This window comes from Pseudarthrobacter sp. KH_020_B, assembly GCF_057840185.1.
In genome coordinates, this window is the sequence record NZ_CM174506.1 from 3,880,599 (window position 1) to 3,906,647 (window position 26,049).

The following is a 26,049-nucleotide window of genomic DNA, read 5'->3' on the forward strand; positions in this document are numbered from 1 at the left end:
GCCAACGCTAAAACAAGGAACGGCCGATTCCATGACCGCAGAACCCTCGGCGGTTCCCAATGCACGGCCCCGCAAGGTCAGCACCAAGTCCGACAAAACTGTAGCCGCCGTTTCGCACGCGATGCTGATCATCTGGGCTCTGCTGGTGGTCGTTCCGCTTCTATGGACCTTTATCGCCTCCTTCAAAACCTCGTCGGAAATCTTTTCATCGCCGTTTGGACTGCCGACCCAGTGGAATTTCGATTCCTACGTCCGGGCCTGGAATGAGGCCGGAATCGGCGCGGCATTCCTGAACACCGTGATCGTGGTGGTGGTTGCCATGGCATTGACCATGACGCTCGGCGCCATGTGCGCCTACGTCCTGGCAAGGTTTGCTTTCCCCGGCAGCAAGGCCATTTACTACCTGCTGCTGGCAGGGCTCACGTTCCCCATCTTCCTCGCCATCGTCCCCCTCTTCTCCATCATGAAGAACCTGGGACTGCTGAACACCCTGGTAGGCCTGATTCTCACCTATGTTGCGTTCTCCTTGCCGTTTTCGGTGTTTTTCCTCTTCGCCTTCTTCAAGACCCTGCCGTCGGAAGTGGCCGAGGCAGCCTCTGTCGACGGGGCAGGGGAATGGCGGACGTTCTTCCAGGTGATGTTGCCCATGGCCAAGCCGGGGCTGGCCTCGGTGGCCATCTTCAACTTTCTGGGCCTGTGGAACCAGTACCTCCTACCCACCGCCCTCAGCCCTGCACCGGAAGCCCGGGTGCTCTCACAGGCTGTCCAGGCGTTCGCCGGGCAGATGGGCTACAGGACGGATTTCGGGGCTCTCTTCGCCGCCGTCATCATCACCATCGTCCCGGTGCTGATTGTCTACGTACTGTTCCAGCGCCAGCTGCAGGGTTCAGTGGCCCAGGGTACGTCCCGCTGACAGGGGCCACTTCCGGCCCAAGGAAACCAGAGCGAAACGGCGGGACGCTAGAACCAGCTTGCGTCCCGCCGTCGTCCGTTTAACGTCCGTCGTCAAACGCTGGAGGCGGCCACCCGCACAGCGACCTGACCGCTCCCCTGCGCCACTGAACAACACCGGTCTTGACGACCAACTGAAGGATAGAACCATGCAAACGATCATCGCTGATCTATTAGTCCAGGACTCCGCCGACAAGGAAACCCAGCTGACGTTAGCGCTGGGAACCGCGATTCAGGCGGCCAAGGTCGACAAAGCCTGTGGCGTGCTCGTCACCCGACATCATTACGCCAAATTCACCGTCGCCCTATCTCCGTCGGTGCCGTACGGGCAAACGTATGAACTAGACCTGGTCACCACCCCAGCGGCCTGACAGAAAGCCCAGGGCAGCTGCTGGCCGTCTTCTGCGACTTTGTAGCCAACATGGACCGCCCGGCTGTTGCCCCGCCCCGACCATGACGACGGTGAGGACCACCCACAGGGCGATGGTTTCGACGCTGAGCCTAAAGCCCGCTTGTACGGCGCCCTGCCATTAGAGGGTCTCCATCGTCCCGGGAGCGGTGTTCGTCCAGTTGGGGCACACCCCAACCTGACGACGTACGGCCCGGGTCTTGACTTCGTTGTGGGACGGGTCTAGAACTCAACGTCACAGGCGAAGGATTGGAGCAACAGTGGCCGGACAGCCGATCGGCTATGTGCGCGTGAGCACGCTGGACCAGAACGAGAGGCCCCAGCTGGATGGCCAGGTTCTGGACAGGGTCTTCACGGACAAGGCCTCGGGCAGGGACACTACCAGGCCGGAGCTCACTGAATTACTGCGGTTCGCCCGCGACGGGGACACCGTCGTGATCACAGCATGGACCGGCTCGCCCGGAACCTCGATGACCTCCGTGCTCTTGTCCAAGGCCTGACGCGCAAGGGGGTGCGCGTGGAGTTCGTCAAAGAGAGCCTGGTCTTCACTGGGGAGGACTCCCCCATGGCCAATCTCATGCTCTCCGTCATGGGCGCCTTCGCCGAGTTCGAACGCTCCCTCATCAGGGAACGACAAAGAGAAGGCATTGCCCTGGCCAAACAGCGCGGCGCCTACAAGGGACGGAAAAAGACCCTCACACCGGAACGGTCCGCCGAACTGGTCCAGCGCTCCGGCAACGGCGTCCCAAAAGCCGTCCTCGCCCGTGACTAGGCATCAGCAGGGAGACCGTCTACCAGTGCCTACGCCACGCCAAGCTGGAATGAAACCCCTCCCCCGCCGGCGAGCCGTCACCCCGTGTGGCCGCAAAGTGAGGCCTGGCCACCGGCCCCTGGACCGAAAGGGACCATTATCAACCTCGGAGATGTACACGGCCGCATCATCCCATCAACTCACGCAGCGCCTGACATGAAAATAGCGGTGACGTGTGCTGCTGGCTGGAGGATCTGGCGGGGTCGCCGTCGCGAAGCTGGGTTATCCGGTCTGTCGGAGGGGTTCGAGGGTCACTTGGTAGCCCAGGGATTCGAGCTGTCCGATCGCACGGGCCTTGGTTTTGGCAGGTGCTTGCAGCCTGAAGTAGTCGGCGCCGGGGTCTTTGTAGAGTTCGCCGGTGGTGAGCATGTGCCAGGCTGCGGTAAGCATGGCGTGTTCGACCGCGACGAGTGCCTTCATCGGTCCGCGCCGGGCGGCGAGGCGCCCGTACTTCGCGGAGAAGTAGGTGTTCTTCGAGCGTGACGCCGAGAGCGCGGCGATGCCCAGGGCTCCTTTGAGGTATCGGTTGCCGGGGCGTGTCTTGGTGGACTTGACCCGCCCGGCGGATTCATTGGATCCCGGGGACGTGCCGGCCCAGGACGCCAGCTGGCCCGCCGTGGCGAACACGGTCATATCGGCGCCGGTTTCAGCGATGAAGATCTCCGCGACGGTGGTGCTGAATCCCGGGATACTGATCAGGAGCTCCCGGGCGAGACGAAAGGGTTCGATCGCCGCCTCGATCCTGGCGCTCAGATCCTCGATATCGGCGGTGTGGGCATCGATCCGGTGCAGAAACAGTTCCGCCATGTAGCGGTGATGGCTGCCGAACCTTCCGGTCAGCGCGTCGGTCAGTTCCGGGATCTTTGACCGCATCCTGCGCTGGGCCAGGTCTGCAAGGACCGCCGGGTCCTCTTGCCCCTCGATCAGCGCCTTCAGCATCAGCCGTCCAGAGACCCCCGTGATGTCCGAGGCCACCGAGGAGAGCTTGATGCAGGCGTCCTCGAGGAGCTTCTCCAGCCGCTGGATCTCCCGGGTCCGTTCCCGGGTGATGACGGTCCTGGCCAGGGTGAGATCACGCAGTTCACGGATCGGCGGCGGAGGAACAAACGAGGCACGGACCAGCCCGTGGGCACCCAGATCCGCCAGCCAGGCAGCGTCAGAGACATCGGTCTTGCGGCCCGGGACATTCCTGGCATCACGGGCGTTGAACCATAGCGGATCACCCTTCCCAGTCATTCCGGCAGGAATCAAGGCGCATGCGTTCCGGGGAGGGCGGATAAAACAACAAATCTGACATTCGTGCTCAAAGGCAACAGTCCACGGTCCCGCGGACAACAAAGCTGTGCCCTCCACCACCAAACTAACCCACAGGCTCACCGGCACCATAGACGGATCGGGGTCCACCGAAACACACACATCAAGTGTGTCCCCAGCGCCTCTGCAAGCACCAGAGATCCACCGGAGCCAAGGTGACCCGGCCAAATTTTCCATCCCCACGGCGGAGCGAAGCGCACCTCAGGAACTAACCCGGGGTTTTCATGAGGGTGGCACTCGTTCGGTGTGATTAAGCGACGAAAGGTGCTTCTGAGCTGGGGAAATAGTGTTGTTGACGCACTGTTTCACCGGCTGAAAGAAGCACCTTTCTGATGTCCAAGAATACCGGAGTTTTCCCGGCCCTTCCTGTCGCCACGACGGGGCAGCAACTGGTCTCCCACGCCGGGCTGAATGTGGTGACGTCCCTTGTTGACGCGCTCGGATTCCGGGGCTTGTGCAAGGATCGTTTGGGACAGTTCGTGCCCTCCGGGGCCCGCCATCGGCCCGGCACGATCCTGGGCTCGTTGGCGGTTATGCTCGCCAGCGGCGGAGAACACGTCTCCGATCTGGAAATCCTGCGGACCGGTGCCGGCGTCTTCGGGAACGTTGCTTCGAACGCGACGATCTCGCGGTTCTTCGACCGGACCGTGACCAACCCGGATCTCTTCAGCTACGGCTTCGCGACGTTGACGCGGGAGTTGCGTTCACGGGCGTGGGAAGCCGCCGCGGACCGGAACCCGGCGTTGACAGCCACCACGCTGGAGCCGCTCATAGTGGATCTGGACGCCAGGCTCGTGACTTCCCATAGTGACAAGGAGAAAGCTGTGGGAACTTACAAGGGCGGGTACGGGTTCGCTCCCTTCATCGCCAGCGTCGATTACGGCACGGGCAACGGGGGCGGAGAGATCCTGGCGGCACTCCTGCGTCCGGGTAATGCCGGGGCCAACAGCGCAGAGGACCACATCAAGGTCTTCAACCAGGCCATCGCCCAACTCCCCGATGACTTCTACAACCAGGAGGGAAAGCTCATTGGCGAGAAAATCCTCGTGCGCACCGACAGCGCCGGGGCTTCCCGGAAATTCCTGCACTACCTCTCATCGCTAAATGTGCAGTTCAGTGTTTCCTACCCGGTCCCGGTGATGAAGACCCGCATGGTCGCATGGATCAACGACAAACAGTACTGGCAGCCGGCACTGGACCAGAGCGGCGACGAACGCACCAACGCATGGGTCGTAACGCCACCGACGTCCTCGGGCAAACCGACTACCCGCCTGGCACAAACCTGTATCTGCGCGCTGAGCCGCTGCATCCCAGGGCGCAGGCGACACTGCTGGATGCAGACGGACACCGGGTGACAGCGTTCCTGACCAACTCACCGTCCTGGCACGGGCCTACCCTTGATGCCCGGCACCGGGCCCGCGGACGGTGTGAGAACCGGATCAAAACCCTGAAGAATACCGGGCTCGGTAAGTTGCCCTCCGTTCTTCGACTTTCACGCCAACCAGGCCTGGGCCAACATCGCCGCATTGGCCATGAACCTGGTCGCCTGGCTCCAACTGGCCGCGCTGCCAAACGGCCACACAGCCCGGGGATGGGACATGAAACGGTGGCGCTACCGGCTCTTCGCCACCGCCGGGAAACTCATCACCGGGCACGCCGGACCCGGCTGCTCATCGCTGACCATTGGCCGGAAACCGGCACAATCACCACGCTCCTGACCGCCATTGCAGAGTTGAAAAACGGTCTCCGACAACAGGTCCGGCTCCTGGCCTGAGAACCACCCGGCCACCCCTTCAACCACCAGCACGACCCATCGGAGACGTGGAACCCGACGCCCACCCAGCGACAACCGGCCCAGCCAGCGCGCCCAAAACCACAAAATCAATCCAGCCGAGAATCAAGCCGTTGCCTGGCGGCCAACCCGGCCCTCATGAAAAATTCGGGCTAAGAAATAGTGGCGTGGAATGCAAGCCAGATGAGCATAAACCTAGGGGTATTCTGGCTCAACTTCGCTACGCCTCACTCCGGTCCGGGGACTCGTGGCGGTACTTCACAGGAAGGAACGTTTGAGAATGGACATTGGCATGCCTACGCGCCACAAAAGTGGCACTTGAAAGGTCTGCCAGACCGCAAGAGTCCAAAGACCACCAGAGGACGGTCAGCCTCAGGGCCAACGGTAAACTTTTCCCGTGGTAAGCAATCGAAATCCTCCGAGCGAGCCCGGGCCACCGTCACGCGGGAAAATCGCCAAACGGCTATTGCCCGGCGGAACGGAGCCCGACCCGCGATTCACCCTGGCTAATGAACGTACCTTTCTAGCTTGGATCAGGACTTCCTTGGCGCTCCTGGCAGGCGGTATTGCCATCGAGGCGTTTACCTCCGACCTGTTCCCAGAACCGGTCCGTAAGAGCCTCGCGGCATTGCTCCTTCTCCTGGGTATGCTGCTAAGCGCGGGCGCTGCGGTGCGCTGGATCCGCGTCGAACGGAGCATGCGCAACAAAACTCCGCTCCCACTGCCGCTCATCGTGCCACTGCTGGCGGGCGCAGGGGCACTGGCGGCCGTGGCCGTCCTCGTCCTTATCCTCTGGCGTTAGTGTCGTGGTCCGCATAAAAGTGCCGTCCCCCGCACCGCACGGGGATTCCGGCCTTCAGCCCGAAAGGACCACGTTGGCTTGGGGGCGGACCATGATGGCGCTGGTGACGGTCAGTGCTATTTTCCTGCGCTGGCTGCCCCGCCACGGCTTGCCCATCTTGCTGCTGTTTGCGGTGTCCACTTTCGCCGCAGCGGCAATCTATTTCACCCAGCGCCGCCGTTACAGTACCAGTTCACACGGGATCACCCAGGAAACTCTCGACGCCGATACCTCCGGTGTGCTCTGGACCGCCTTCGCAGGGATTTCCTTGGGCGGCCTCGGAATCGTAGTGGTCCTGGCAAGCTGAAACCACCTAAAAATGAGTTGCTCACCCTGCCCGTCGTTCTTTTGGCAGCTTGGTGGTTTCTGTCGCAAAAGTCGACTTCGGTCTACTTTCCGCCGCTGCAGACGATGATTGATGCCTTGGTCGCTTGGATACCCGAGGGACTGACCCGCGATGTTGTGCCCAGTTGAGCTGCACCCCTATAGTGGCCCGCGAACAGTTACGGAAGAACCATCTCACCGTCCACGCGGCGCGGGATGCCCAGCGGGTTACTTTCGCGCAGTGCCGGGTGCAGGACCGTTTCGGGAGCATCCTGGTAGGCGACCGGGCGCTGGAAGCGGCGGACCGCCGTCGCGCCCACCGAGGTGAACAGGGACGTGGTGGCCGGGTACGGGCCGCCGTGCTGCTGCGCCCAGTTCACTGCGACGCCGGTGGGCCAGCCGTCGAACAGTACCCGCCCGGCAAGGCCGGATAGCTGCTCCACGAGGTCCCCGATGTCCTCGCCCGGCTGGGCGTGGACCGTGGCGGTCAGGCTGCCGGGGACCTTGGCCAGGACCGCTGAGAGCTCTTCCTGGTCCGAGTATTCGATCAGCATGGTGGTGGGGCCGAAGCACTCCTCCAGCAGCTCGTCCGGCCGCTCCAGGACATTGGCGGCGGAGGTGGCGAACACCACGGGCGCGGCACCGTCGAGCGTTGCGTCCTGGTCCGCCGTACCGCTGACGATGGTCATGTCGGGCAGCGAGGCCACGCTGCGCAGGCCCTCAGGGTATGCGTCCGAGATCCGGGAGGTGAGCATGGCCGCCGTCGGCTTGTCCTTGCTGGCGTCAGCCAACTGCGCGGCAAATCCAGTGCCCGCCGGGATGAAGACCAGGCCGGGCTTGGTGCAGAACTGGCCGGCGCCCATGGTGAATGATGCTGCAAGTCCCGCCGCGAGCTGGCCGGAACGCTCGGCCAGCGCGGCCGCGGTGATGACCACCGGGTTGAGGCTGCCCAGCTCGCCGTAGAACGGGATGGGATCGGGCCGCGAAACCGCGAGGTCAAACAGCGCCCGGCCGCCGGGGATGGACCCGGTGAAGCCCACGGCCTTGATGGCGGGATCCTGCACCAGCGCGGTGCCTACTTCGCGGCCTGCCACGAGCGCGAACAGTCCCTCCGGCGCTCCCGCCGAACGCAGGGCTTCAGTGACAACTTCGGCCGTCCGCTCGGACAGCTTCAGGTGGCCCGAGTGGGCCTTGACGATCACCGAGGAGCCCACAGCCAGGGCCGACGCGGTGTCGCCGCCGGCCACCGAAAACGCGAATGGGAAGTTGGAGGCCGAGAAGACGGCCACCGGGCCGATGGGCCGCAGCAGGCGGCGCAGGTCCGGCTTCGGCGGGGTGGCCGAAGGCTCCGCGTGGTCGATGATCGCTTCGAGGTAGGAACCCTCGGTGACCACCCGGGCGAACAGGCGAAGCTGCCCTGAGGTACGCGCCACCTCGCCGGTCAGCCGGACGGTGCCGAGGCTGGTCTCCGAGTCGGCGATCTCCACCAGTTCGGCCACGTTGGCGTCCAACGCGTCGGCGACGGCGTTGAGCCAGCCTGCGCGTTCGGCGTCCGACGCGGCCGCGGCGATGGAGGCCGCCCTAGTGGCGGCAGCCGTGAGCTCGGAAAGTGAAAGGGTTGCAGTTGTCACTGGGGCACCTGTATTTCGTCGGGAGTTGTCGTGTCTGCGGTCATCACGCTGTGCAGGTCAGCCCTGCGGGCTGTCCGTGAACCGGAAACCCAGTCCCGGCTGGTCCGTGAGCGTCACGCGGCTGTTGCTGAAGCGGACCGGCGACGGCCCCGCCAGGATGCCCAGCTGTTCGAAGGACGCGTCCTCCACGTCCTCCACCAGGGTGGGCTCCGCCAGGGTAAGGGCCAGCTGCCCGGACAGTTCCGGCAGCAGGTGCGGCATCACGCGGATGCTGTTGGTCCGGGCCAGCTCCACGATCCGCCGGAACGGCGTGATGCCGCCTACCCGGATGATGTTCGGCTGGATGATGTCCACCGCCTCCGCCTCAATAAAATCGCGGAAACGGTAGATCGTGTGCAGGTTTTCGCCCAGGGCGATGGGCACGGGCGAATGCTTCCGCAGCCTGCGGTAGGCCCAGAGGTCGTCCGCCCGGATGGGCTCCTCGAGCCATTCCAGGCCGTATTCCGCGAGGACGTCCAAGGCTTTGAAGGTGGTGGGCAGGTCCCACCGCTGGTTGGCGTCGATCATCAGCTTGCGGTCCGGGCCGAGGACGGACCGGACCGCCGCCACGCGCTCGGCGTCCTCGCGGATATCGGGCTTGCCCACCTTGATCTTGACCGCCCGGTGACCCGCGGCAATCCAGCGCTCGGCCTGGGCCACCAGCTCCTCCAGCGTGTAGTGGAGGTTCACCCCGGAGCCGTACACTTCGGCAGACTGCTGCCGCTGGCCCAGCAGGCCCGTCACTGAACTATCGGCGCGGCGTGCCTGGAGGTCCCAGAGGGCAAGGTCGACGCCGGCCATCGCGATGGTGGTCAGTCCCCCGCCGCCGGCCTCATGCAGCCGCTTCCACAACGCGTCCCAGACCGTCTCGGGATGGGCGGGCAGCCCTGTCACGAAGGGGGCGATGTCGTGGTCGAGGAGCGCTTTGACGGCCTGCGGGCCGATGGTGGGTGTCCACGAAAAACCGTGCCCCGCGCCGCCGTCGTCCGTCTGGATCTCCGTGACGATCACGTGGTTTTCCGGGGCTTCCACTCCCCAGCTGCGACGCAGCGGGACGGTTAGGAGCCGGGTGGACAGACCGGTGATAAGCGGTACGGTCCGGACGGAATCGAGCGCGGGCGCACTCATCAGCGGCCAGCCAGCTCGTAGCCCTTGGCCAGGATGGACTTCAGCTGGACGAGCTGGTCCTCGGTGGGGTCCACCAGCGGCGGCCGGACCGGACCAACAGGAAGTCCGCCCAGCCGCAGGCCTGCCTTGACCAGCGAGACACCGAAGCCGCGGGTCTGGTCCCGGAGCCGCACCAGCGGAGCGTAGAAACCCTCCAGCAGGGCGTTGCGGCGGTCCTCGTCACCGGAAATGTACGCGTCGTAGTACGCCGTGGCGATCTCCGGTGCCATGGCGAACGCCGCCGAAGAGTACAGCGGAATACCCAGGCCCCGGTAGGCGCCCTGGGTCAGTTCGGCGGTCAGGAGCCCGTTGAAGAACGCGAAGTCCGTCCGTCCCGTGGCGCGGACCGCGGACACAATCTCCTGGGCCAGGCCAACATCGCCCAGGCCGTCCTTGAAGCCGATCACCTTGGGGTTGGCGGCAAGCCTGACCATGGAGGCGGCAGTGAACCTGGCGTTGCCGCGGTGGTACACGATCACCGGGAGGCTGCTGGCGTCCGCCACTGCCTCGATATACGCCACCAGGCCGTCGGTGGGTCCGGTGACCAGGTACGGCGGGAGGACCAGCAGCGCATCGGCGCCGGCTTCCTCGGCAGCCCGAGCGGCAGCAAGGGCGTGCCCCAGCGGCCCGCCGGCTCCGGCGACCACCGGCACCTTGCCGACTACAACCTCGACGGCGGCGGTCACCACGGTGCGCACCTCGTCGATGCTCAGGGCATGGAACTCACCGGTGCCGCAGGCGGGAAACACGCCGCCGGGTCCGAACGGAAGCCGCGAGCCGATGTGCTCCTTGAGGAGCTCCACATCAACGGTGCCTTCCGGCGTGAACGGGGTGACGGGAAAGAACAGAACGCCGTCGAATTTCATGAGGTCTCCTTGGATCCGGCTCCGGCTGTGACCAGCGCGGCGGATGTCTCGTCGATGAGGTTGGGGTTTGTCTTCAGTTCGGTCCGCCAGCTGCGCTTGGGTTCCCAGCCCAGCAGTTCACGGGCCTTGTCGATGGAGAACGTGGGGCTGGTCCCGGTGAGGCCGGCGGCCAGGGCCTCGCTTCCGGGCAGGAAGCGGGGCATCAGCTCAGCCACGGGAGCGATGGCCAGGGCATCCGCCGCCCCCACAAAGAAGGTTTCCCCGTTCGGGATGGTGTCCATCTTCTGCAGGAGCACCTCCAGGAAGTCGGCCACATCGCGGGCGTCCACGTAGTTGAACAGCGCCGGCGCGGACAGGGCGGGATCGGCCAGCCGTTCGGCCAGGGTGTGGCCCTGCTGCGTGGGCGCGCCTTCCCATTCCTCCGGTGAGATGACGTAGCACGGGCGGAAGGCGGCGTACCGGATCTTCGGACCCTGCGCCGCGGCGAACATCTGGACGGTCTGCTCGGCAATCAGCTTGGACAGCGCGTAGGCGTTCCAGGGCTTCGGTGTGGTGCGCTCATCCAGCGGGAAGCTGTCCGGCAGCCAACCGGCCGGCGACCCGTAGCCCAGCACCGTGGGGCTGCTCGCGGTGACGATCTTGCCGATCCCCAGCTCCGTGGCCGTGCTGATGACAGCGTAGGCAAGGCGGGTGTTGGTGGCGAAGATGACGTCCTCCGGCGCGCTGAACGGAACGGCGATCGCGGCGAGGTGGATGACGGCGTCGGGCCTGGTTTCCCGGAGGAGGCGCAACGCCTCGCCCGGGGCCAGAAGGTCGCCGGTTACCTGCACAACACCGGCCGGCAGCTGGTCCGCCGGGATGGCGTCGCGGTCCACGGAGATGACCTCGTGGCCCGCTTCCGCGAGCCCCGCCACCACGCTGCGTCCCAGCCGGCCGGAGCCGCCGGTGACAAAGATCCTGCTCATGTTGGTTCCTTTGGGAATTCGGGCGGCGGACTAGGCGCCGCGGCGAAGGTCTACGCCGAGGTGGAGATCCTCGATGCGGACGGGAAGGGAGGACTCCAGCGACAGGTTGCCGGCGATGCCCACGGACACGGAGCGGAGGCCGTCGAGGTAGCCGGACGGCCGGCCCAGCGGATCCTCGCCGGGACCGTTGAAGAGGTCGGAGAGGAGCAGGTCGTCGCCACCTCCGTGGCCTCCCGCGCCGTTGACGATGGGAACCTCGTAGGCTGCTTCCCAGTGGCGCTGGACAACGAGGCGTTCGCCGTTGCGGCGGACGCCGTCCTCCTCCTCGATGGGGGTGGCACTGGGGTCCACCACGGTCTTTTTGTCCGTGCTGTTGAGGACGGCGGCGCGTTCCACCACTTCGAGTTCGGCCCGGCCCTCGGTGCCGTTGACGGCCACGCGGTAGCCCTCCCACGGGCTGTGGGCGTTCAGGGAGTAGCTCAGGCGCGGGCCGCCCTGGTACTCCACCACGAGTGCCAGGTTGTCCTCGATGGTGATGCCGCCGGTGAAGACGTCCTGGTCGCGGCGGTAGCCGTCGTAGTGCTCGTTGTCCAGGAACAGGGCCTTCAGGCGCTCATCCTCCCGCAGGTCCAGCGCGAACGGATCCTTTTCGACGGCGGCGGGAGTGCCGGCGTCGGGCGTTCCACGTTCCGGGCGGGGACCCAGGCCGCGCTCGGCGGCGTTCTCGTCGCCGTAGAACTTGAGGCCGCCGGAGGCGAACACGCGCTCCGGGACGTCGTTGATCCACCAGTTGACCAGGTCGAAGTGGTGGGATGCCTTGTGGATCAGCAGGCCGCCGGAGTTCTTCTTTTCGCGGTGCCAGCGGCGGAAGTAGTCGGCGCCGTGGACGGTGTCCAGGACCCAGCTGAAGTCGATGGAGGTGACCTTGCCAATCACGCCGCTCTGGATGATTTCCTTCAGGGCGCTGTTGCGCGGCGAGTAGCGGTAGTTGAAGGTGACCACCACGTTGCGGCCGGTTTCTGCCACGGCCTTGGTGATGCGGCGGCAGCCTTCGGCGTCGATGGTGAGGGGTTTTTCGACGACGACGTCGGCCCCCGCCTCGAGTGCCTCCACGATGTAGTCCGCGTGGGTGTAGTCCGGCGTGGTCACCACAACGCGGTCGATGTTATTGGCCTGGATGAAGGCGGTGAGGCCGGCGGGGACAAAGGACGCGACGGGTCCGGGCGCACCGAGTTCCTGGATGAGCTTCTGGTAGAACTCCACACGGCCGGGGTTGACGTCGGAGAAAGCCACCAGCTCCGCAGTATCAGCGTGCTTGCCGAAGATGGCCCGGATGTACATCTCGGAGCGGCCACCGGTGCCGATGAGGGCGATGCGGGCCTTGGTACGCGTGCCTGGCTCCGGTGCTGAAGTGGAGGCAGCGGTAGCAGAACTCGATTCGGCTGTGTTGACCATGAGGGTCCCTTTCGAAGGCTTCAATACTCGGCCGTGCTGCGGCCGCTGGTGGTGCGCTGGGCGGTGGTGCCGGCAAGCGAGAAAGCGTTTTCTCAGTGCCGCTACATGATTTCTATCAATAGACGCGCGGTCCCGTCAACCCTTATCCTCTCTAAGAGAAAGCGTTTTCTGGCTGAGGGGTTCGTTTCGGCGGCGGCACAGCCGTCATCCGGCGCGCCGAACAGATGGAAACCGGTTTCCGAGAGCGTTATATGCTGTCCCACGGGCGCCGGTAACGGGGACCGGGACTTTAGAAAGGCAGGGCCATGGCCAGGAAATCGGCAACCGGCAGGATCGGCATTGCGGACGTTGCCGTGAAGGCAGGGGTTTCGCACGCCACTGTTTCGCGCGTCATGAACGGCAACTTCACCGTGGACCCGGACATCGCGGCACGGGTGCGGGCGGCCGCCGTCGAGCTTAAATACCAGCCCAATCCCGTGGGGCGCAGCCTCGCGCTGGGCAAGACGGACACCATCGGCATTGTGGTGCCGGACCTCGCCAACCCCACGTTCCAGGCGATCCTGCGCGGCCTGAGCCGGGCCGCTGCGGAGGACGGCTACCGCGTCCTGATCGCCGATTCCTTCGAAGTCTCCAGCGAGGAAGCCATCCTGGCCGGCGAGGCACGCCGGCGTTGCGACGGCCTGGTGCTCTGCGCCCCGCGCATGAGCGATGCCGAGCTCGAGGAAATCGCGCCGTCGCTGCACCCGCTGGTCCTGATCAACCGGACGACGGCGGCTGCCGGGATTCCCAGCCTCGTGGTGGACTACGGGCAGGGGGTCCAGGACCTCGCCGAGCACCTGGTGGGCCTCGGCCATACGCGCCTGGCCTTCCTGTCCGGTCCGGCCGGCAGCGCCTCCAACGGCCTCCGGCTCGAGGGCCTGGAGGCGTTCAAGGCCCGGCACCCCCAGGTGAACGTCACCATGCTCGACGGCGGCTCGGACTTCGACACCGGCCACGGGGCAGTGGACTCGGTCCTGGCCTGCGGCGCCACCGGCATCCTGGCCTTCAACGACCTCGTGGCCATGGGCCTGATGAGCGGACTGCACGAACGCGGCGTGGACGTTCCGGGCGACATTTCCGTCACCGGCTTCGACGACATCCCGTTCGCCCGCTACACCACACCCACCCTGACCACCGCGGCGGTCCCCATTACCGAACTCGGCGGCCAGGCCTGGCGCGAACTGCGGGCACTCATCCGCAAGGAAGACCACGACGCCCCGGGCAGCCGGTACCAGCCGCGCCTGGAAATCAGGGCCAGCAGCGGCCCCGCCAAGGCGCCGCGTACTGCGGCCCACGGCTGAGCCGCCCCATCCCCCGAGTTTTTGTCCAGATAATGCGACTTAATCGCCCTCCAACTCACGATATCTGGACAAAAACTCGTCTACTGGGGCCCGGCCTCGGCGGCCGGGCGCCCAACCCCGGCTTCGCGGTAGTACCCCTCGATGTGGGCAGTCACCAGCATGGCCGCGCGCGCGCCGTCGTCGTTCCTGATTGCGGCCAGAATGTCACGGTGCTCCGCCTGCAGGCGCCACGCCGTGGCCTCCCAGTCCGGGAGATTGGCCGTAAACCGGGCGGTGTACCCCTGGATTGATTCGCGCAGCGAGCCCATCATGGCGCTGACCACGGCATTGCCGGCAGCGTCCGCGAGGGCAAGATGGAAGCGGATGTCGAGCGCCAGGAAGTCGTCCGCCGTCCGGGCAACGCGCTCGACGGCGTCCATCTCGCCCAGGAGCGTGGCGGCCAGGTCCAGCTCCGGAGCGTCAGGCCTTGCCCGGGCAGCCGCCCAGGTCTCCAGCAGGATGCGCGTTTCCACGATGTCGGACACGGGCAGATGCTGCGTGGCCACGTGGAGCCGCAGCGCCGAGCCGAGCGCGGCCGTCGGGTCCGAAATCACCACCGTCCCCGCTTCCGGGCCGGAACCCACGCCGGCCCGGACCACCCCCATAGCCTCCAGGATCCGGATGGCTTCACGCACCGAGGTTCGTGACACGCTTAGCTGCTCGGCGAGTGTCCGCTCCGCGGGCAGGCGTCCGCCCACGCTGAGCTGTCCGTCGGAGAGCTGCTTTTCGATCCACGTCAGGACAAGTTGGTGCGTACGCATATCGCCATGGTAGTTGATGTGGTTGGACCACATGGCCTAGAGTGTGGTTAGACCACAGCCCGAACCCCCTGTGCCAGGCCAACCAACGGAGGCAGCCATGACCCACACCATCCAGTCGAACAACCCCGAGGTCACCCCGGCCGCGGACGCCATGGAGATCCCGGTCCCTACCGCCACGGCGCCGAGGCCGGCCGCTTCAGCGGTGCCGGCCGCTCTCAAGCGCCGCATCCCCAAGTACTCGGACCTGGCCCCGCTGATGCAGTTCAAGAAGCCCGAGTTCAGCAAGGAAGCCCGGCTGAAGCGTGCCAGCACCATCTGGGACCTGCGGGACATGGCAAAGCGACGGACCCCGCAGGCCCCGTTCGACTACACCGACGGCGCCGCCGAGGGCGAGATCACCCTGCGCCGCGCCCGCGAAGCCTTCCTGGACATCGAGTTCCGGCCCGGCATCTTGCGCAACGTCTCCAGCATCGACCTCAGCACCGACATCCTGGGCAAGCCATCCCGGCTTCCCGTGGGCATCGCCCCCACCGGCTTCACCCGCATGATGCAGTCCGAGGGCGAATACGCCGGCTCGCAGGCAGCCGAAGCCGCCGGCATTCCGTACACCCTTTCCACCATGGGCACCGCCTCCATCGAGGATGTGGCCGCCGCCGCCCCGAACGGCCGCAACTGGTTCCAGCTGTACCTGTGGACGGACCGCGACCGCTCGCTGGAACTCATCGAGCGCGCCGCCAAGGCCGGCAACGATACCCTGATGGTCACGGTGGACACCGCCGTCGCCGGCGCCCGCCTCCGCGACGTCCGCAACGGCATGACCATCCCGCCGGCACTGACGGTCAAGACCGTCCTGGACGCGTCCTACCGCCCGGCGTGGTGGTTCAACTTCCTCACGCACGAGCCGCTGACCTTCGCCTCGCTCTCCCGCTACACCGGCACGGTGGCCGACCTCATCAACTCGATGTTCGACCCCTCCCTGACGTTCGAGGACCTGGACTGGCTGCGCGAGACCTGGAAGGGCAAGCTCGTGGTCAAGGGCATCCAGACCGTGGAGGACGCCCGCAAGGTGGTGGACCATGGCGCCGACGGCGTGGTGCTCTCCAACCACGGCGGCCGCCAGCTGGACCGCGCTCCCATCCCGTTCCACCTGCTGCCGGGCGTCAAGGAAGCCTTCACCAAGGACAACTCGGACGCGGCCATCATGCTGGACACCGGCATCATGAGCGGCGCGGACATCATCGCGGCCCTGGCACTGGGCGCCGACTTCACGCTGATCGGCCGCGCGTACCTGTACGGCCTGATGGCCGGCGGCCGGGCGGGCGTGGACCGAACGCTACAGATCCTCGAAAAGGACATGGCCCGCACCATGGCGCTGCTGGGCGTCAGCAAGATCTCCGAACTGACCCCGGACCACGTGCGCCTGCTGAACAAGTAGCCCCCGCCCGACTTCCACCCCACCAACCCAACTGACTCGCATTTAACGCACCCAAAACGCGTTTTCGCAGCGTTAACTGCGAGTCAGTTGGGTTAAGGGCTACTTCTTGCGGCCGAACTTGGGGAGGTTTGGGAGGTTGGCCAGCAGGTCCGCGGCCTTCGTGGCGGCGCGGCCCACGGTGCGGCCGATCTGCTGCGGCACGGTGCCGTCGCTGAGCGGGGCTACGGTGCCGCCGGGAATCACGACGGCGGGGCTCAGTTCGGCGCCCGGGCGCTCGAGGACGGCGGCGACAGCTTCGTTGTCCGGCAGCGGGGTAGCCACGGCTCCCTCGGGGTCAGCCTCCCCGGCAGCGCGAGGTGAATTGGCAGCGGCGGCTGCCGGGCCGACGTCGAACGTCTCCAGCCAGCTGACGATCCCCTCAAGCGGTTTGGGGTTCAGCGCGTAGTAGCGCTTCTGGCCCTGCGCCCGCATGCTGACCAGCTGCGCCTCGCGGAGGACTTTCAGGTGCTTGGAAATGGTGGGCTGGCTCGCGGAGAGTTCCTCCACCAGCTCGCCCACTGCCTTGTCCCCGGCGCGCAGGGATACCAAAATGTCGCGCCGGGTTGCTTCCGCAATGACGGCAAATACGTCGTCTGTCACCATGCCTCCCACCCTAGCGACATATACGCCGCCAGGCATCAACTATTTCGCCCACTGACCGCCCCGCGTCTTCCGCGCCGGACGGCCCGGGATCAGTCGAACCAGGGATCAAGGCCGTGCAGCGGGAAAACGGCTTTCCGGGTGGCCATAACGGTGCGGTCCACGGCGTCGTTGGGGTCGAACCCCACTTCCCAGGACCGCCACCAGAGCTCCACGTCGTCGCCCATCAGGCCCGGGGCGTCCATCCCGAACTTGTCCGCAACGTATGTGCGCCAATCCTCCGGCACCGCGGTCCGGAGCGGAACGGGGCGCCCGGCGGCGATGGCGATCAGGTGGCTCCAGGAGCGCGGCACAACGTCGGTGACGCTGTACCCCCCGCCGCCAGTGGCGATCCAGCGCCCCTCGCAGTGCCGGGCCGCGAGATTCCCGACGGCGGTGGACGCCTCACGCTGGCCGTCCACACTGATGTTCAGATGGGCCAGCGGATCACGGCGGTGCGAGTCGCAGCCGTGCTGGCTGACGATGACTTCGGGCTGGAACGCGCCCACGAGCTGCGGTACCACTGCGTGGAAGGCACGCAGCCAGCCGGCATCGCCGGTGCCCGAAGGCAGGGCAACATTGACCGCAGTTCCCTCAGCCTGCGGACCGCCGATCTCGTTCGCGAAGCCGGTCCCGGGGAAAAGCGTGAGTCCGCTTTCATGGAGGGAAATGGTCAGGACCCGGGGGTCGTCCCAGAAGATACTTTCCGTCCCGTCGCCGTGGTGCGCGTCGACGTCGATGTACGCCACACGGCGGATGCCGCCGTCGAGCAGTCTCTGGACCGCCAGCGCGGAGTCGTTGTAGATGCAGAAGCCGCTGGCGCGGTCGCGGGCCGCGTGGTGCAGGCCGCCGCCGAAGTTCACGGCGTGCAGCGCGGATCCGTCCAGGATGGCGGACGCGGCGACCAGCGATCCGCCCGCCAGCCTCGCGGCGGCCTCGTGCATACCGGCGAAGGCCGGATCGTCGTCGGTGCCCAGTCCGCGGGCTTCATCCGGGCAGGTGGGGTCGTCGCTGACCCGGCGTACCGCAGCCACAAACTCAGGCGAGTGCACGGTTTCCAGCTCGGCATCGGAGGCAACCTCGGGAGCCTCCACGGACACATGCGCAAGGTCCAGCAGGCCGAGGCTGCGGGAAAGCCGGGCCGTCAGGTCCAGCCGTGCCGGAGCCATGGGGTGGCCCGGGCCAAAATTGTAGGCTGTCATGGCCGAATTCCACACCACCATCGTTGGCGGCGCGGGCTGGCTGAGACCGGGCAGGAATGTCATCAATGACAGGCTACCGGAGGGCGCCACTGCGCCAGCCCGGTCATTACGGGCGCAATAATGGTTTACTACTGGAGGAAACAGTTTCTACCGAGGAAAAGCCACCCATGACGGAACGCCAGTCGAGGCCCCGGATCCCGGCCAGCTGGCACCCCGCCGCACCGGAGCGCGAAGGGCTCTGGATTTTCACCAGGCTGCGCGACTTTATTGACGACATCGCCAATACTTCGCCTGCCCGGCTTGCCCTGACGGCGTTCGGCGCGGTCTGCCTGGTGTTCACTTTCCTCCTCTCGCTCCCCGTTTCCTCCGCCACGGGCGCAACCACGCCGCTGCACCAGGCAATGTTCACCGCAGTTTCCGCCGTGTGTGTCACGGGCCTGACAGTGGTTTCGACGGCGGTGCACTGGTCCTTCTTCGGCCAGCTGGTCATCCTGGTTGGTGTCTTTGTGGGCGGCTTGGGAACCCTGACGCTCGCGTCGCTGCTGGCCCTCATGGTGAGCAAGAAGCTCGGTGTGCGCGGCAAGCTGATCGCCCAGGAAGCCATGAACGCTGGCCGGCTGGGTGAAGTGGGTACGCTGCTGCGGATCGTCATCACCACTTCCGTGGTGATCGAGGCCGTCCTGGCGCTGGCGCTGATTCCCCGCTTTATGACGCTGGGCGAAGGCTTCTGGCAGTCGGTATGGCACGGCATCTTTTACTCGATCTCGGCCTTCAACAATGCCGGCTTCACGCCGCATTCGGACGGCATTGTGCCCTACGAGACGGACCTGTGGATCCTGGTTCCCCTGATGCTGGGCGTGTTCCTGGGCAGCCTGGGTTTTCCCGTGGTGATGGTCCTGCAGCAGAACGGGCTCAACTGGAAGAAGTGGAACCTCCACACCAAGCTGACCATCCAGGTGTCCTTCATCCTGTTGGCGGCTGGGACGGTGCTGTGGGCGCTGATGGAGTGGGACAACGCCCGGACCATTGGGCCCATGGATCTTGGCGACAAGATCACCCATTCCCTGTTTGCCTCCGTCATGACCAGGTCCGGCGGCTTCAACCTTGTGGACCAGAACCATATGGAATCCACCACCATGCTGCTGACGGACGCCCTCATGTTCGCGGGCGGCGGCTCGGCGTCGACGGCGGGCGGCATCAAGGTCACCACCATCGCCGTGATGTTCCTGGCCATCGTGGCGGAAGCCCGGGGCGACACCGACGTCAAGGTCTACGGCCGGACCATCCCGGAGGGCACCATGCGGGTGGCCATCTCCGTGATTGTCGCAGGTGCCACGCTTGTCTCCGTCTGCGCCTTCGTGCTCCTGCAGATCAGCGGCGCTTCCCTGGACCGCGTACTGTTCGAGACCATTTCAGCCTTTGCCACCGTCGGACTGAGCACAAACCTCAGCGCTGAACTGCCGCCGTCGGGCGTTTATGTCCTCACAGCCCTGATGTTCGCGGGCCGCGTCGGCACCGTCACCCTTGCTGCTGCACTGGCACTGCGCCAACGCAGCCAGCTGTTCCACTACCCGGAAGAGAGGCCCATCATTGGCTAATTCCTCAGGCGCCCCCAACCGCCCCGCCCACAACGCCCCGGTGCTGGTGATCGGGCTGGGCCGCTTCGGCTCGTCCACCGCCGAGCAGCTCGTGAAACAGGGCCGCGAGGTGCTGGCGATCGAGCGCGACCGGTCCCTGGTCCAGAAGTGGGCGCCGCTCCTCACCCACGTCGTGGAGGCGGACGCCACCAACATTGATGCGCTGCGCCAGCTCGGCGCCCAAGAGTTCAGCTCCGCCGTTTGTGGCGTGGGCACCTCGATCGAGTCCTCCGTGCTGATCACCGTGAACCTGGTGGACCTCGGCATCGAGCACCTCTGGGTCAAGGCCATCACGCCCTCCCACGGCAAGATCCTCACCCGGATCGGCGCCAACCACGTGATCTACCCTGAGGCCGACGCCGGCGTCCGCGCCGCGCACCTGGTTTCCGGCCGCATGCTGGACTTCATCGAGTTCGACGACGACTTCGCCATCGTGAAAATGTATCCGCCGCGCGAGACGGTGGGCTTCACACTGGATGAGTCCAAGGTGCGTTCCAAGTACGGCGTGACGATCGTGGGCGTGAAGTCGCCCGGCGAGGACTTCACCTACGCCCGCCCGGAAACCAAGGTGTCCGCCCGCGACATGCTGATCGTGTCCGGGCACGTGGACCTGCTGGAACGCTTCGCCGCCCGGCCATAGCGTTCCGGTGGTTGAGCTTGGGGCCACGACCGCAGGGTTCCCTGGCCGAGCTTGCGAGGCTAGGGTGCGGGTGGGGACGAAACCCCGGCGGGCCCTGGATCTCGCTCCACCAGAAGTTCTAGCCCAGTTGCCTCGTGATCTCCGCCGAGCGGTCTGCTGCTGCACGGGCGCCGGCGGCGATGATGGCCGGAATGCCACGGTCGTCGAAGGTGGCGATGGCCCGTTCGGTGGTGCCGTTGGGGCTGGTCACTCCCTTGCGCAGGGCCGAGGGATCGGCGCCCGGCTCGGCGAGCATAAAGCCCGCGCCCGCGACTGTCTCCCGGGCCAGGAGCAGCGACAGTTCGGGAGCCAGGCCCAGCTCGACGCCGGCAGCTGCCATGGCCTCGGCCAGATAGAACGCGTAGGCGGGACCCGAGCCGCTGATGGCCGACAACGCATCCACCTGATCCTCGCGCACCTCCACCACGGTGCCAGTGGCCCGAAGGATGTCCTTGACGGTCTGGAGCTGTTCCGGCGTGCAGTTGGTTCCGGGTGAGACGGACACGACGCCGCGCCCCAGCTTGGCAGGGGTGTTCGGCATGGCGCGGATCACCGGCTGTCCGGGAGGCAGCGCAGCTTCCAGTTGCGCCAGCGATACGGCTGCCGCCACGCTGACAACGATGGAATTCGGGGACAGGGAGCCGCTGATCTCCCGCGCCAGGTCGGTGATGCCCACCGGTTTCACGCCAAGAATCACGACGGCGGACCCCTTGGCCGCCTGCCTGTTGTTGTCCGGTTCCTCGTCGCCTGCGATGGCAGTGATGCCGTGGTGGCGCAGAGCCAGCTCCTCGGCGCGTTCCGCACGCCTGACTGTGGCTATGACGTCGGCGGGGTCGGTCCCGGCGGACAGAAGGCCGGAGAGGATGGCTTCGTTCATGGATCCACAGCCCAGGAAGGCGATTCGGTTGCTCATGGTTCCATCATTGCAGTTCGGGTGGGCGGCTGCAGAAATGGAACGAATCGGAAAAAGCGGGAACCCGCCGAAACCGATTCACAGCGGACTCCCATGTTGGCTGCAGCTTGCACACAACTTCGCCGCCTAACGTAGTTATTACCTCATTGAGGGTGCGAGTGATGCGGCAAGCATGGGGATGTTTGCCCGAGGCGCCGGTGGTCTGCAGCAGGTTTTCCCCCATTTTCCTGCTGCGGACGCCGGCGCTTTCGCGTTAACGCTTCTTTCAGGCGGGTCTCAGGCGGGTGGGCCTCAGGCGGGCGACGCCTCGATCGCCTACCGTGCGGGGGCGGGCTCCACGATATGCGGTGCCGGATCCAGCGGACCTGCGAAGACCAGCTGATCGAGCCGGCGCAGGATGAGTCCTTCACGCAACGCCCACGGGCAGATCCTGATCTTCTTGAACTTGAACATTTCCAGGGCGGCCTCGGCCACCAGCGCCCCGGCCAGGAGCTGGTGTGCGCGGGCCTCGGACACGCCCGGCAGAAAGAGCCGGTCCTCGGACTTCATGGCTGAAATGCGCTGCGCCCACACGCCCAGGTCCGTGGCGTTAAGTGTGCGCTTCACGTAGGGGCCTGCTGCGCTTGGGGCTGCCCCGGCCACCCTGGCCAGCGACCGGAAGGTCTTGGAGGTTCCGGCCACAACGTTGGCGCGGCCCAGGCCGTCGAACTGCCTCACCGCGGGGGTCAGCGTGGCCCGGATGTACCGGCGCAGTTCCTTGACGCTCTTGGCGGAGGGCGGGTCCTCAGCCATCCAGTCGCGGGTCAGGCGGCTGGCGCCCAGGGGCACCGACGTGGCCACTTCGGGCAGTTCGTCCTGGCCGAAGGCCATTTCGAAGGAGCCGCCGCCGATGTCCAGGTTCAGGACGGGTCCCGCACCCCAGCCGTACCAGCGGCGGACGGCGAAGAAGGTCATGGAAGCTTCTTCGCTGCCGGTCAGTTCCTGCAGGGTGACAGTGGTTTCGTGCTTGACCCTGGCCAGCACGGCAGGGCCGTTGGTGGCTTCGCGGATGGCCGACGTACAGAAAGCCAGCAGGTCGTCCGCCTTGTGCCTGGCCGCAAACTCCCAGGCTTCAAGGACGAACTCGGTCAGCTCGTGCTGCCCTTCGCCCGTGATGTTGCCGTCGGCATCCAGGTATTGGACCAGGGATAAGGGCCGTTTGTGCGACGCGAAAGGCACCGGACGCGCGCCAGGGTGGGCATCCACCAGGAGAAGGTGGACAGTGTTTGACCCGATATCGAGGACGCCTAGCCGCATCCTGCCATTATTCCCCCGCCCGGGCCCTCATTCACAACCTGCACAAAGAAGTCAGTTTGCGGAAGGGTCCTCGGGTGCGCCGTCCGGAAGCTCATCCGCGCGCTTGAAGTCACGCTTGATGTTGGCGACGCCCTCCGGGTTGATCTCGAAACCGTAGGCGGCTCCGGGGTTGATCACCATGCCCAATTCCCCGCCAATGTTGGCGATGATGGCTGCACCCTGGGTCCCCAGGACGTTCGGGGCCGCCTCGAGGTACTGCTCGTCAACGCGGCTGGGGTGCGAAAACACCGCAAGGACGGGCTCGCCGTCGGCGTTCGCCAATACCAGCGGCTCCACCTGGGAATCTTCCCCTTCGATGCCGTCGGTGCTGATGACGTAGACCTCGCTGTTGAGGAAGGACAGGATGACGTCCACCGGGCTGCCCTCGGGCTGGCCGCCCAGGGCGAGCTTCTCTTCGAGTTCGTTGAGCGGCGTGAGATCGGCTGTGCCGGGCTGTTCAGTCATGTATCTACTCGACCACGTTTGTGCCCAGCACCGCAATTCCGAGGATGACATGCGGACCGGGATGGGAGGAATCCGGCAGCGTGCGTCTAAGCGAGGAACGAGCGAGCACGCCGAGGATTTCTGCCATCCCGGTCCTGTGTTACTTCTTGGCCGGGGCCTTCTTTTTGGCCGGGGCCTTGCGGGCCGTTGTGGTGCGCTTAACAGGACCCTTGGCCCGTTTCTCGGCGAGGAGTTCAACGGCCTGCTCCCGGGTCAGTTCCTCCAGGGACGTGGACCGCGGGACGGTGATGTTGGTGATGCCGTCGGTGATGTACGGGCCGAAGCGGCCTTCCTTGACCACGATGTTCTTCTCGGAAACGGGGTCCGGTCCGAACTCGGCCAGGGGTGCCACCGCGGCACGGGCGCCGCGCTGCTTTGGCTGGGAGTATATCTCCAGCGCCTGCTCCAGCGTGATGGTGAAGATTTCCTCTTCGGTGCCGATGGAGCGCGAGTCCGTACCCTTCTTCAGGTACGGGCCGAAGCGGCCGTTCTGCACGGTGATGAGGTTGCCTTCGGCGTCCTCGCCCAGGGCGCGGGGCAGGCTCATGAGCTGCAGCGCTTCGTCCAGGGTGACGGATTCCACGGTCATGGACGCGAACAGCGAACCGGTGCGCGGCTTGGCCTTGACGGGCTTTTTCGGCGGCTTCGGCTTGCCGTTCTTGTAGTACTCAACGGGCTGGTTGGCCAGCTGTTCCTCGGTCATCTCGGGGATGACTTCGGTGACGTAGGCGCCGTAGCGGCCGTTCTTGGCGACGACGCTGTGCCCGGTGTGCGGGTCGTCGCCCAGGACGCGTTCTTCCGGCGCAGCGGTTTCCATGAGCTCGATGGCCTTCGCGGCCGTCAGCTCATCCGGGGCCAGGTCCTCGGGAACGTTGGCGCGCGAGTTCTCCACGATTTCGCCGGTTTTCGGATCAACCGTGGCCGCGGAACTTTCCAGGTACGGGCCGAACTTACCCACACGCAGGGTGATCTCATCCGTGATGGGAATGGAGTTGATTTCCCGGGCATCGATCTCCCCGAGGTTGTTCACGATGCTGAGCAGTCCGGGGTCGGCGTCCTCACCGAAATAGAAATGGCGCAGCCAGGCGGAACCCACGGCCTGGCCGTTGGCGATCTTGTCCAGGTCGCCTTCCATGTCTGCCGTGAACTCGTAGTCCACGTAGTCCGTGAAGTGCTGCTCGAGCAGGCGGATCACGGAGAAGGCGATCCAGCTCGGCACCAGCGCGGAACCCTGCTTCCGCACGTAGCCGCGGTCCTGGATGGTGGAAATGGTGGAGGCGTAGGTGGACGGGCGGCCGATGCCCTTCTTCTCCAGCTCAGCCGTCAGCGATGCTTCGGTGAAGCGCGGCGGCGGCGAGGTCTCGTGGCCGACGGCCACAATGTCCGACGCCGTGAGGGCATCGTCCTTGGCCACGTTCGGCAGCCGCCGGGCTTCGTCGGAGTCGTCGTCCCCGCGGCTTTCGTCCTTGCCTTCTTCATAGGCGGCGAGGAAGCCGGGGAAGGTGATGACGGTACCGGAGGCGGAGAATTCGGCGTCCCGTCCATCGGTAGCAACGGCACCCAGGCGGATGGTCGCCGTCGAACCCTTGGCGTCGCCCATCTGGGAGGCGACGGTGCGCTTCCAGATCAGCTCGTACAGGCGGAATTCATCACCGGAAAGCAGCTTGGCCACCTGCGCCGGCGTGCGGAAGGAGTCACCGGCGGGGCGGATGGCCTCGTGGGCTTCCTGCGCGTTTGCGGCCTTGCTGGTGTAGACGCGGGGGGATGCGGGGATGTACTCCGGGCCGTACAGCTCGGAGGCCTGGCGGCGGGCGGCCGTGACGGCTTCGTCGCTCAGCGCCGAGGAGTCGGTACGCATATAGGTGATGTAACCGTTTTCGTACAGCCGCTGGGCCACCTGCATGGTGCTCTTGGAGGAGAAGCGGAGCTTGCGGCCGGCCTCCTGCTGCAGCGTGGATGTGGTGAACGGCGCTGCGGGACGCCGGGTGTACGGCTTGGTGTCCACGGAGCGGACGCGGAAGTCCGCATCCTGGAGGCCTGCGGCCAGCGACGTGGCGAGTTCCTCGTTGAGGTGCGCGGCATTGCGCGAGGTGAGGACGCCGTCGTCGTTGAAGTCCCGGCCCGAAGCGACCTTCAGCCCGTCAACCGCGGCGAGCTTCGCCTTGAACGAACCTGCACCGGCGCCGAACTGGCCCGTGAGGTCCCAGTACGAGGCGGCCTTGAAGGCCATCCGTTCGCGTTCACGGTCCACCACCATGCGCGTGACCACCGACTGGACGCGGCCGGCGGACAGGCCGCGGGCCACCTTGCGCCACAGCACCGGGGAAATCTCGTAGCCGTAAAGGCGGTCCAGGACGCGGCGGGTTTCCTGGGCGTCCACCAGGGCCGTATCAACATCGCGCAGGTTGTCCATGGCGCGGTGGATGGCTTCCTTGGTGATTTCGCCGAACGTCATCCGGTACACCGGGACCTTGGGCTTGAGCACTTCCAGCAGGTGCCACGCGATGGCCTCGCCCTCGCGGTCCCCATCGGTTGCGAGATAGAGAGCGTCGGCATCCTTGAGCGCGGCCTTCAGCTCGGTGACCTTTTTCCGCTTGTCCGCGGACACCACGTAATAGGGTTTGAAGTCGTTGTCGATGTCGACGGCGAACTTGCCCACCGAGGTTTTCTTCAGTTCTGCGGGGAGCTCAGACGGCTGCGGCAGGTCGCGGATGTGACCGATGGAGGCCTCTACGATGAAGCCCTCGCCGAGGTACTTGGCGATGGTCTTGCTCTTGGCCGGAGACTCCACAATCACGAGTTTCTTGCCTGTTTTGGCCTTGCTTGGCACGGTGCTCCTACAGAAAAAGGTTGCGTGGGCAGATGAGCCCATATTGGCCTAGTTCACCATATTTTGGACAATCGTGCGCATTCATGTGGAAAACCCGCTCGTTCATCAGGCACGTCCGGGGCCCCTTGTTG

At 65.7% G+C, this 26,049-nt stretch carries 20 protein-coding genes and 3 pseudogenes; 10 read left to right on the forward strand and 13 right to left on the reverse strand.

The genetic code is table 11. The features are described 5' to 3' along the window. Positions 1 to 31: 31 nt before the first annotated feature. The 3 genes and pseudogenes from AC3IT0_RS18045 (at position 32) to AC3IT0_RS18055 (ending at position 2,185) form a co-directional block, all read left to right on the forward strand. Entirely contained in the window at positions 32 to 913 is an 882-nt protein-coding gene (locus AC3IT0_RS18045; RefSeq protein ID WP_489321041.1) for a carbohydrate ABC transporter permease, read from the forward strand. Positions 914 to 1,100: 187 nt separating this feature from the next. Continuing rightward, on the forward strand, positions 1,101 to 1,322 hold the full coding sequence (locus AC3IT0_RS18050) for a hypothetical protein (protein WP_489321042.1): 222 nt from the start codon (positions 1,101 to 1,103) through the stop codon (positions 1,320 to 1,322). Between the two features lie 298 nt (positions 1,323 to 1,620). Further along, a pseudogene (locus tag AC3IT0_RS18055) lies at positions 1,621 to 2,185 on the forward strand (recombinase family protein). Positions 2,186 to 2,393: 208 nt separating this feature from the next. Here AC3IT0_RS18055 and AC3IT0_RS18060 read toward each other — a convergent pair. Further along, positions 2,394 to 3,377 (reverse strand): annotated as a pseudogene (locus tag AC3IT0_RS18060) (IS110 family RNA-guided transposase); the annotation flags it as partial. Between the two features lie 440 nt (positions 3,378 to 3,817). On the opposite strand from AC3IT0_RS18060, the pseudogene AC3IT0_RS18065 reads away from it, so the two are divergent. The 3 genes and pseudogenes from AC3IT0_RS18065 (at position 3,818) to AC3IT0_RS18075 (ending at position 6,425) form a co-directional block, all read left to right on the forward strand. Further along, positions 3,818 to 5,259, forward strand: a pseudogene (locus AC3IT0_RS18065) (IS1380 family transposase). Between the two features lie 415 nt (positions 5,260 to 5,674). Then, positions 5,675 to 6,079, forward strand: coding sequence for a YidH family protein (locus AC3IT0_RS18070; RefSeq protein ID WP_489321043.1), 405 nt, complete (start codon positions 5,675 to 5,677; stop codon positions 6,077 to 6,079). A 73-nt stretch (positions 6,080 to 6,152) separates the two neighbouring features. Beyond that, complete coding sequence (locus AC3IT0_RS18075) at positions 6,153 to 6,425, forward strand: DUF202 domain-containing protein (RefSeq protein WP_489321044.1); 273 nt, start codon at positions 6,153 to 6,155, stop codon at positions 6,423 to 6,425. 196 nt (positions 6,426 to 6,621) lie between these two features. Here the strand turns inward: AC3IT0_RS18075 and AC3IT0_RS18080 are convergent, their stop codons facing one another. The 5 genes from AC3IT0_RS18080 to AC3IT0_RS18100 are packed head-to-tail and all read right to left on the reverse strand — an operon-like array spanning position 6,622 to position 12,565. Further along, positions 6,622 to 8,073 (reverse strand): aldehyde dehydrogenase (NADP(+)), encoded by a 1,452-nt coding sequence (locus tag AC3IT0_RS18080; RefSeq protein ID WP_489321045.1) that lies wholly within the window; start codon positions 8,071 to 8,073, stop codon positions 6,622 to 6,624. A gap of 57 nt (positions 8,074 to 8,130) precedes the next feature. Beyond that, a complete protein-coding gene (locus AC3IT0_RS18085; RefSeq protein ID WP_489321046.1) occupies positions 8,131 to 9,240 on the reverse strand; it encodes a mandelate racemase/muconate lactonizing enzyme family protein in 1,110 nt (369 codons plus the stop codon). Beyond that, a complete protein-coding gene (locus AC3IT0_RS18090) occupies positions 9,240 to 10,145 on the reverse strand; it encodes a 5-dehydro-4-deoxyglucarate dehydratase (RefSeq protein WP_489321047.1) in 906 nt (301 codons plus the stop codon). Before AC3IT0_RS18090 ends, AC3IT0_RS18085 begins: the two co-directional genes overlap by 1 nt. Next, positions 10,142 to 11,110 (reverse strand): NAD-dependent epimerase/dehydratase family protein, encoded by a 969-nt coding sequence (locus tag AC3IT0_RS18095; protein ID WP_489321048.1) that lies wholly within the window; start codon positions 11,108 to 11,110, stop codon positions 10,142 to 10,144. Before AC3IT0_RS18095 ends, AC3IT0_RS18090 begins: the two co-directional genes overlap by 4 nt. Before the next feature lie 30 nt (positions 11,111 to 11,140). Then, positions 11,141 to 12,565 carry a Gfo/Idh/MocA family protein gene (locus tag AC3IT0_RS18100; protein ID WP_489321049.1) on the reverse strand — a complete coding sequence of 475 codons (1,425 nt, stop codon included), beginning with the start codon at positions 12,563 to 12,565 and terminating at the stop codon, positions 11,141 to 11,143. A 305-nt stretch (positions 12,566 to 12,870) separates the two neighbouring features. On the opposite strand from AC3IT0_RS18100, the gene AC3IT0_RS18105 reads away from it, so the two are divergent. Beyond that, entirely contained in the window at positions 12,871 to 13,905 is a 1,035-nt protein-coding gene (locus AC3IT0_RS18105) for a LacI family DNA-binding transcriptional regulator (RefSeq protein ID WP_489321050.1), read from the forward strand. An 80-nt stretch (positions 13,906 to 13,985) separates the two neighbouring features. On the opposite strand, the gene AC3IT0_RS18110 is transcribed toward AC3IT0_RS18105, so the two are convergent. Further along, positions 13,986 to 14,705 carry a FadR/GntR family transcriptional regulator gene (locus tag AC3IT0_RS18110; RefSeq protein WP_489321051.1) on the reverse strand — a complete coding sequence of 240 codons (720 nt, stop codon included), beginning with the start codon at positions 14,703 to 14,705 and terminating at the stop codon, positions 13,986 to 13,988. Between the two features lie 97 nt (positions 14,706 to 14,802). On the opposite strand from AC3IT0_RS18110, the gene AC3IT0_RS18115 reads away from it, so the two are divergent. After that, on the forward strand, positions 14,803 to 16,140 hold the full coding sequence (locus AC3IT0_RS18115) for an alpha-hydroxy acid oxidase (RefSeq protein ID WP_489321052.1): 1,338 nt from the start codon (positions 14,803 to 14,805) through the stop codon (positions 16,138 to 16,140). Between the two features lie 99 nt (positions 16,141 to 16,239). Here the strand turns inward: AC3IT0_RS18115 and AC3IT0_RS18120 are convergent, their stop codons facing one another. After that, on the reverse strand, positions 16,240 to 16,782 hold the full coding sequence (locus AC3IT0_RS18120; RefSeq protein WP_489321053.1) for an ArsR/SmtB family transcription factor: 543 nt from the start codon (positions 16,780 to 16,782) through the stop codon (positions 16,240 to 16,242). Between the two features lie 89 nt (positions 16,783 to 16,871). Next, positions 16,872 to 18,083 (reverse strand): acetoin utilization protein AcuC, encoded by a 1,212-nt coding sequence (locus AC3IT0_RS18125; protein ID WP_489321054.1) that lies wholly within the window; start codon positions 18,081 to 18,083, stop codon positions 16,872 to 16,874. Positions 18,084 to 18,187: 104 nt separating this feature from the next. Between AC3IT0_RS18125 and AC3IT0_RS18130 the strand changes: the two genes are divergently transcribed. Together AC3IT0_RS18130 and AC3IT0_RS18135 are read left to right on the forward strand one after the other, a co-directional pair. Further along, positions 18,188 to 19,618, forward strand: coding sequence for a TrkH family potassium uptake protein (locus tag AC3IT0_RS18130; RefSeq protein ID WP_489321055.1), 1,431 nt, complete (start codon positions 18,188 to 18,190; stop codon positions 19,616 to 19,618). Positions 19,619 to 19,658: 40 nt separating this feature from the next. Further along, the gene (locus AC3IT0_RS18135; protein WP_489323839.1) at positions 19,659 to 20,297 is read left to right on the forward strand and encodes a potassium channel family protein; all 639 of its coding nucleotides are present in this window, start codon (positions 19,659 to 19,661) and stop codon (positions 20,295 to 20,297) included. A gap of 118 nt (positions 20,298 to 20,415) precedes the next feature. Here AC3IT0_RS18135 and proC read toward each other — a convergent pair whose 3' ends face one another. The 4 genes from proC to topA form a co-directional block, all read right to left on the reverse strand. Further along, positions 20,416 to 21,249, reverse strand: a complete 834-nt coding sequence (gene proC, locus AC3IT0_RS18140; RefSeq protein WP_489321056.1) for a pyrroline-5-carboxylate reductase — start codon at positions 21,247 to 21,249, stop codon at positions 20,416 to 20,418. A gap of 315 nt (positions 21,250 to 21,564) precedes the next feature. Then, the gene (locus AC3IT0_RS18145; protein ID WP_489321057.1) at positions 21,565 to 22,545 is read right to left on the reverse strand and encodes a Ppx/GppA phosphatase family protein; all 981 of its coding nucleotides are present in this window, start codon (positions 22,543 to 22,545) and stop codon (positions 21,565 to 21,567) included. A gap of 51 nt (positions 22,546 to 22,596) precedes the next feature. Continuing rightward, the gene (locus AC3IT0_RS18150) at positions 22,597 to 23,049 is read right to left on the reverse strand and encodes an SseB family protein (protein ID WP_489321058.1); all 453 of its coding nucleotides are present in this window, start codon (positions 23,047 to 23,049) and stop codon (positions 22,597 to 22,599) included. 139 nt (positions 23,050 to 23,188) lie between these two features. Then, complete coding sequence (topA, locus tag AC3IT0_RS18155) at positions 23,189 to 25,918, reverse strand: type I DNA topoisomerase (protein ID WP_489321059.1); 2,730 nt, start codon at positions 25,916 to 25,918, stop codon at positions 23,189 to 23,191. Between the last annotated feature and the right edge of the window lie 131 nt (positions 25,919 to 26,049).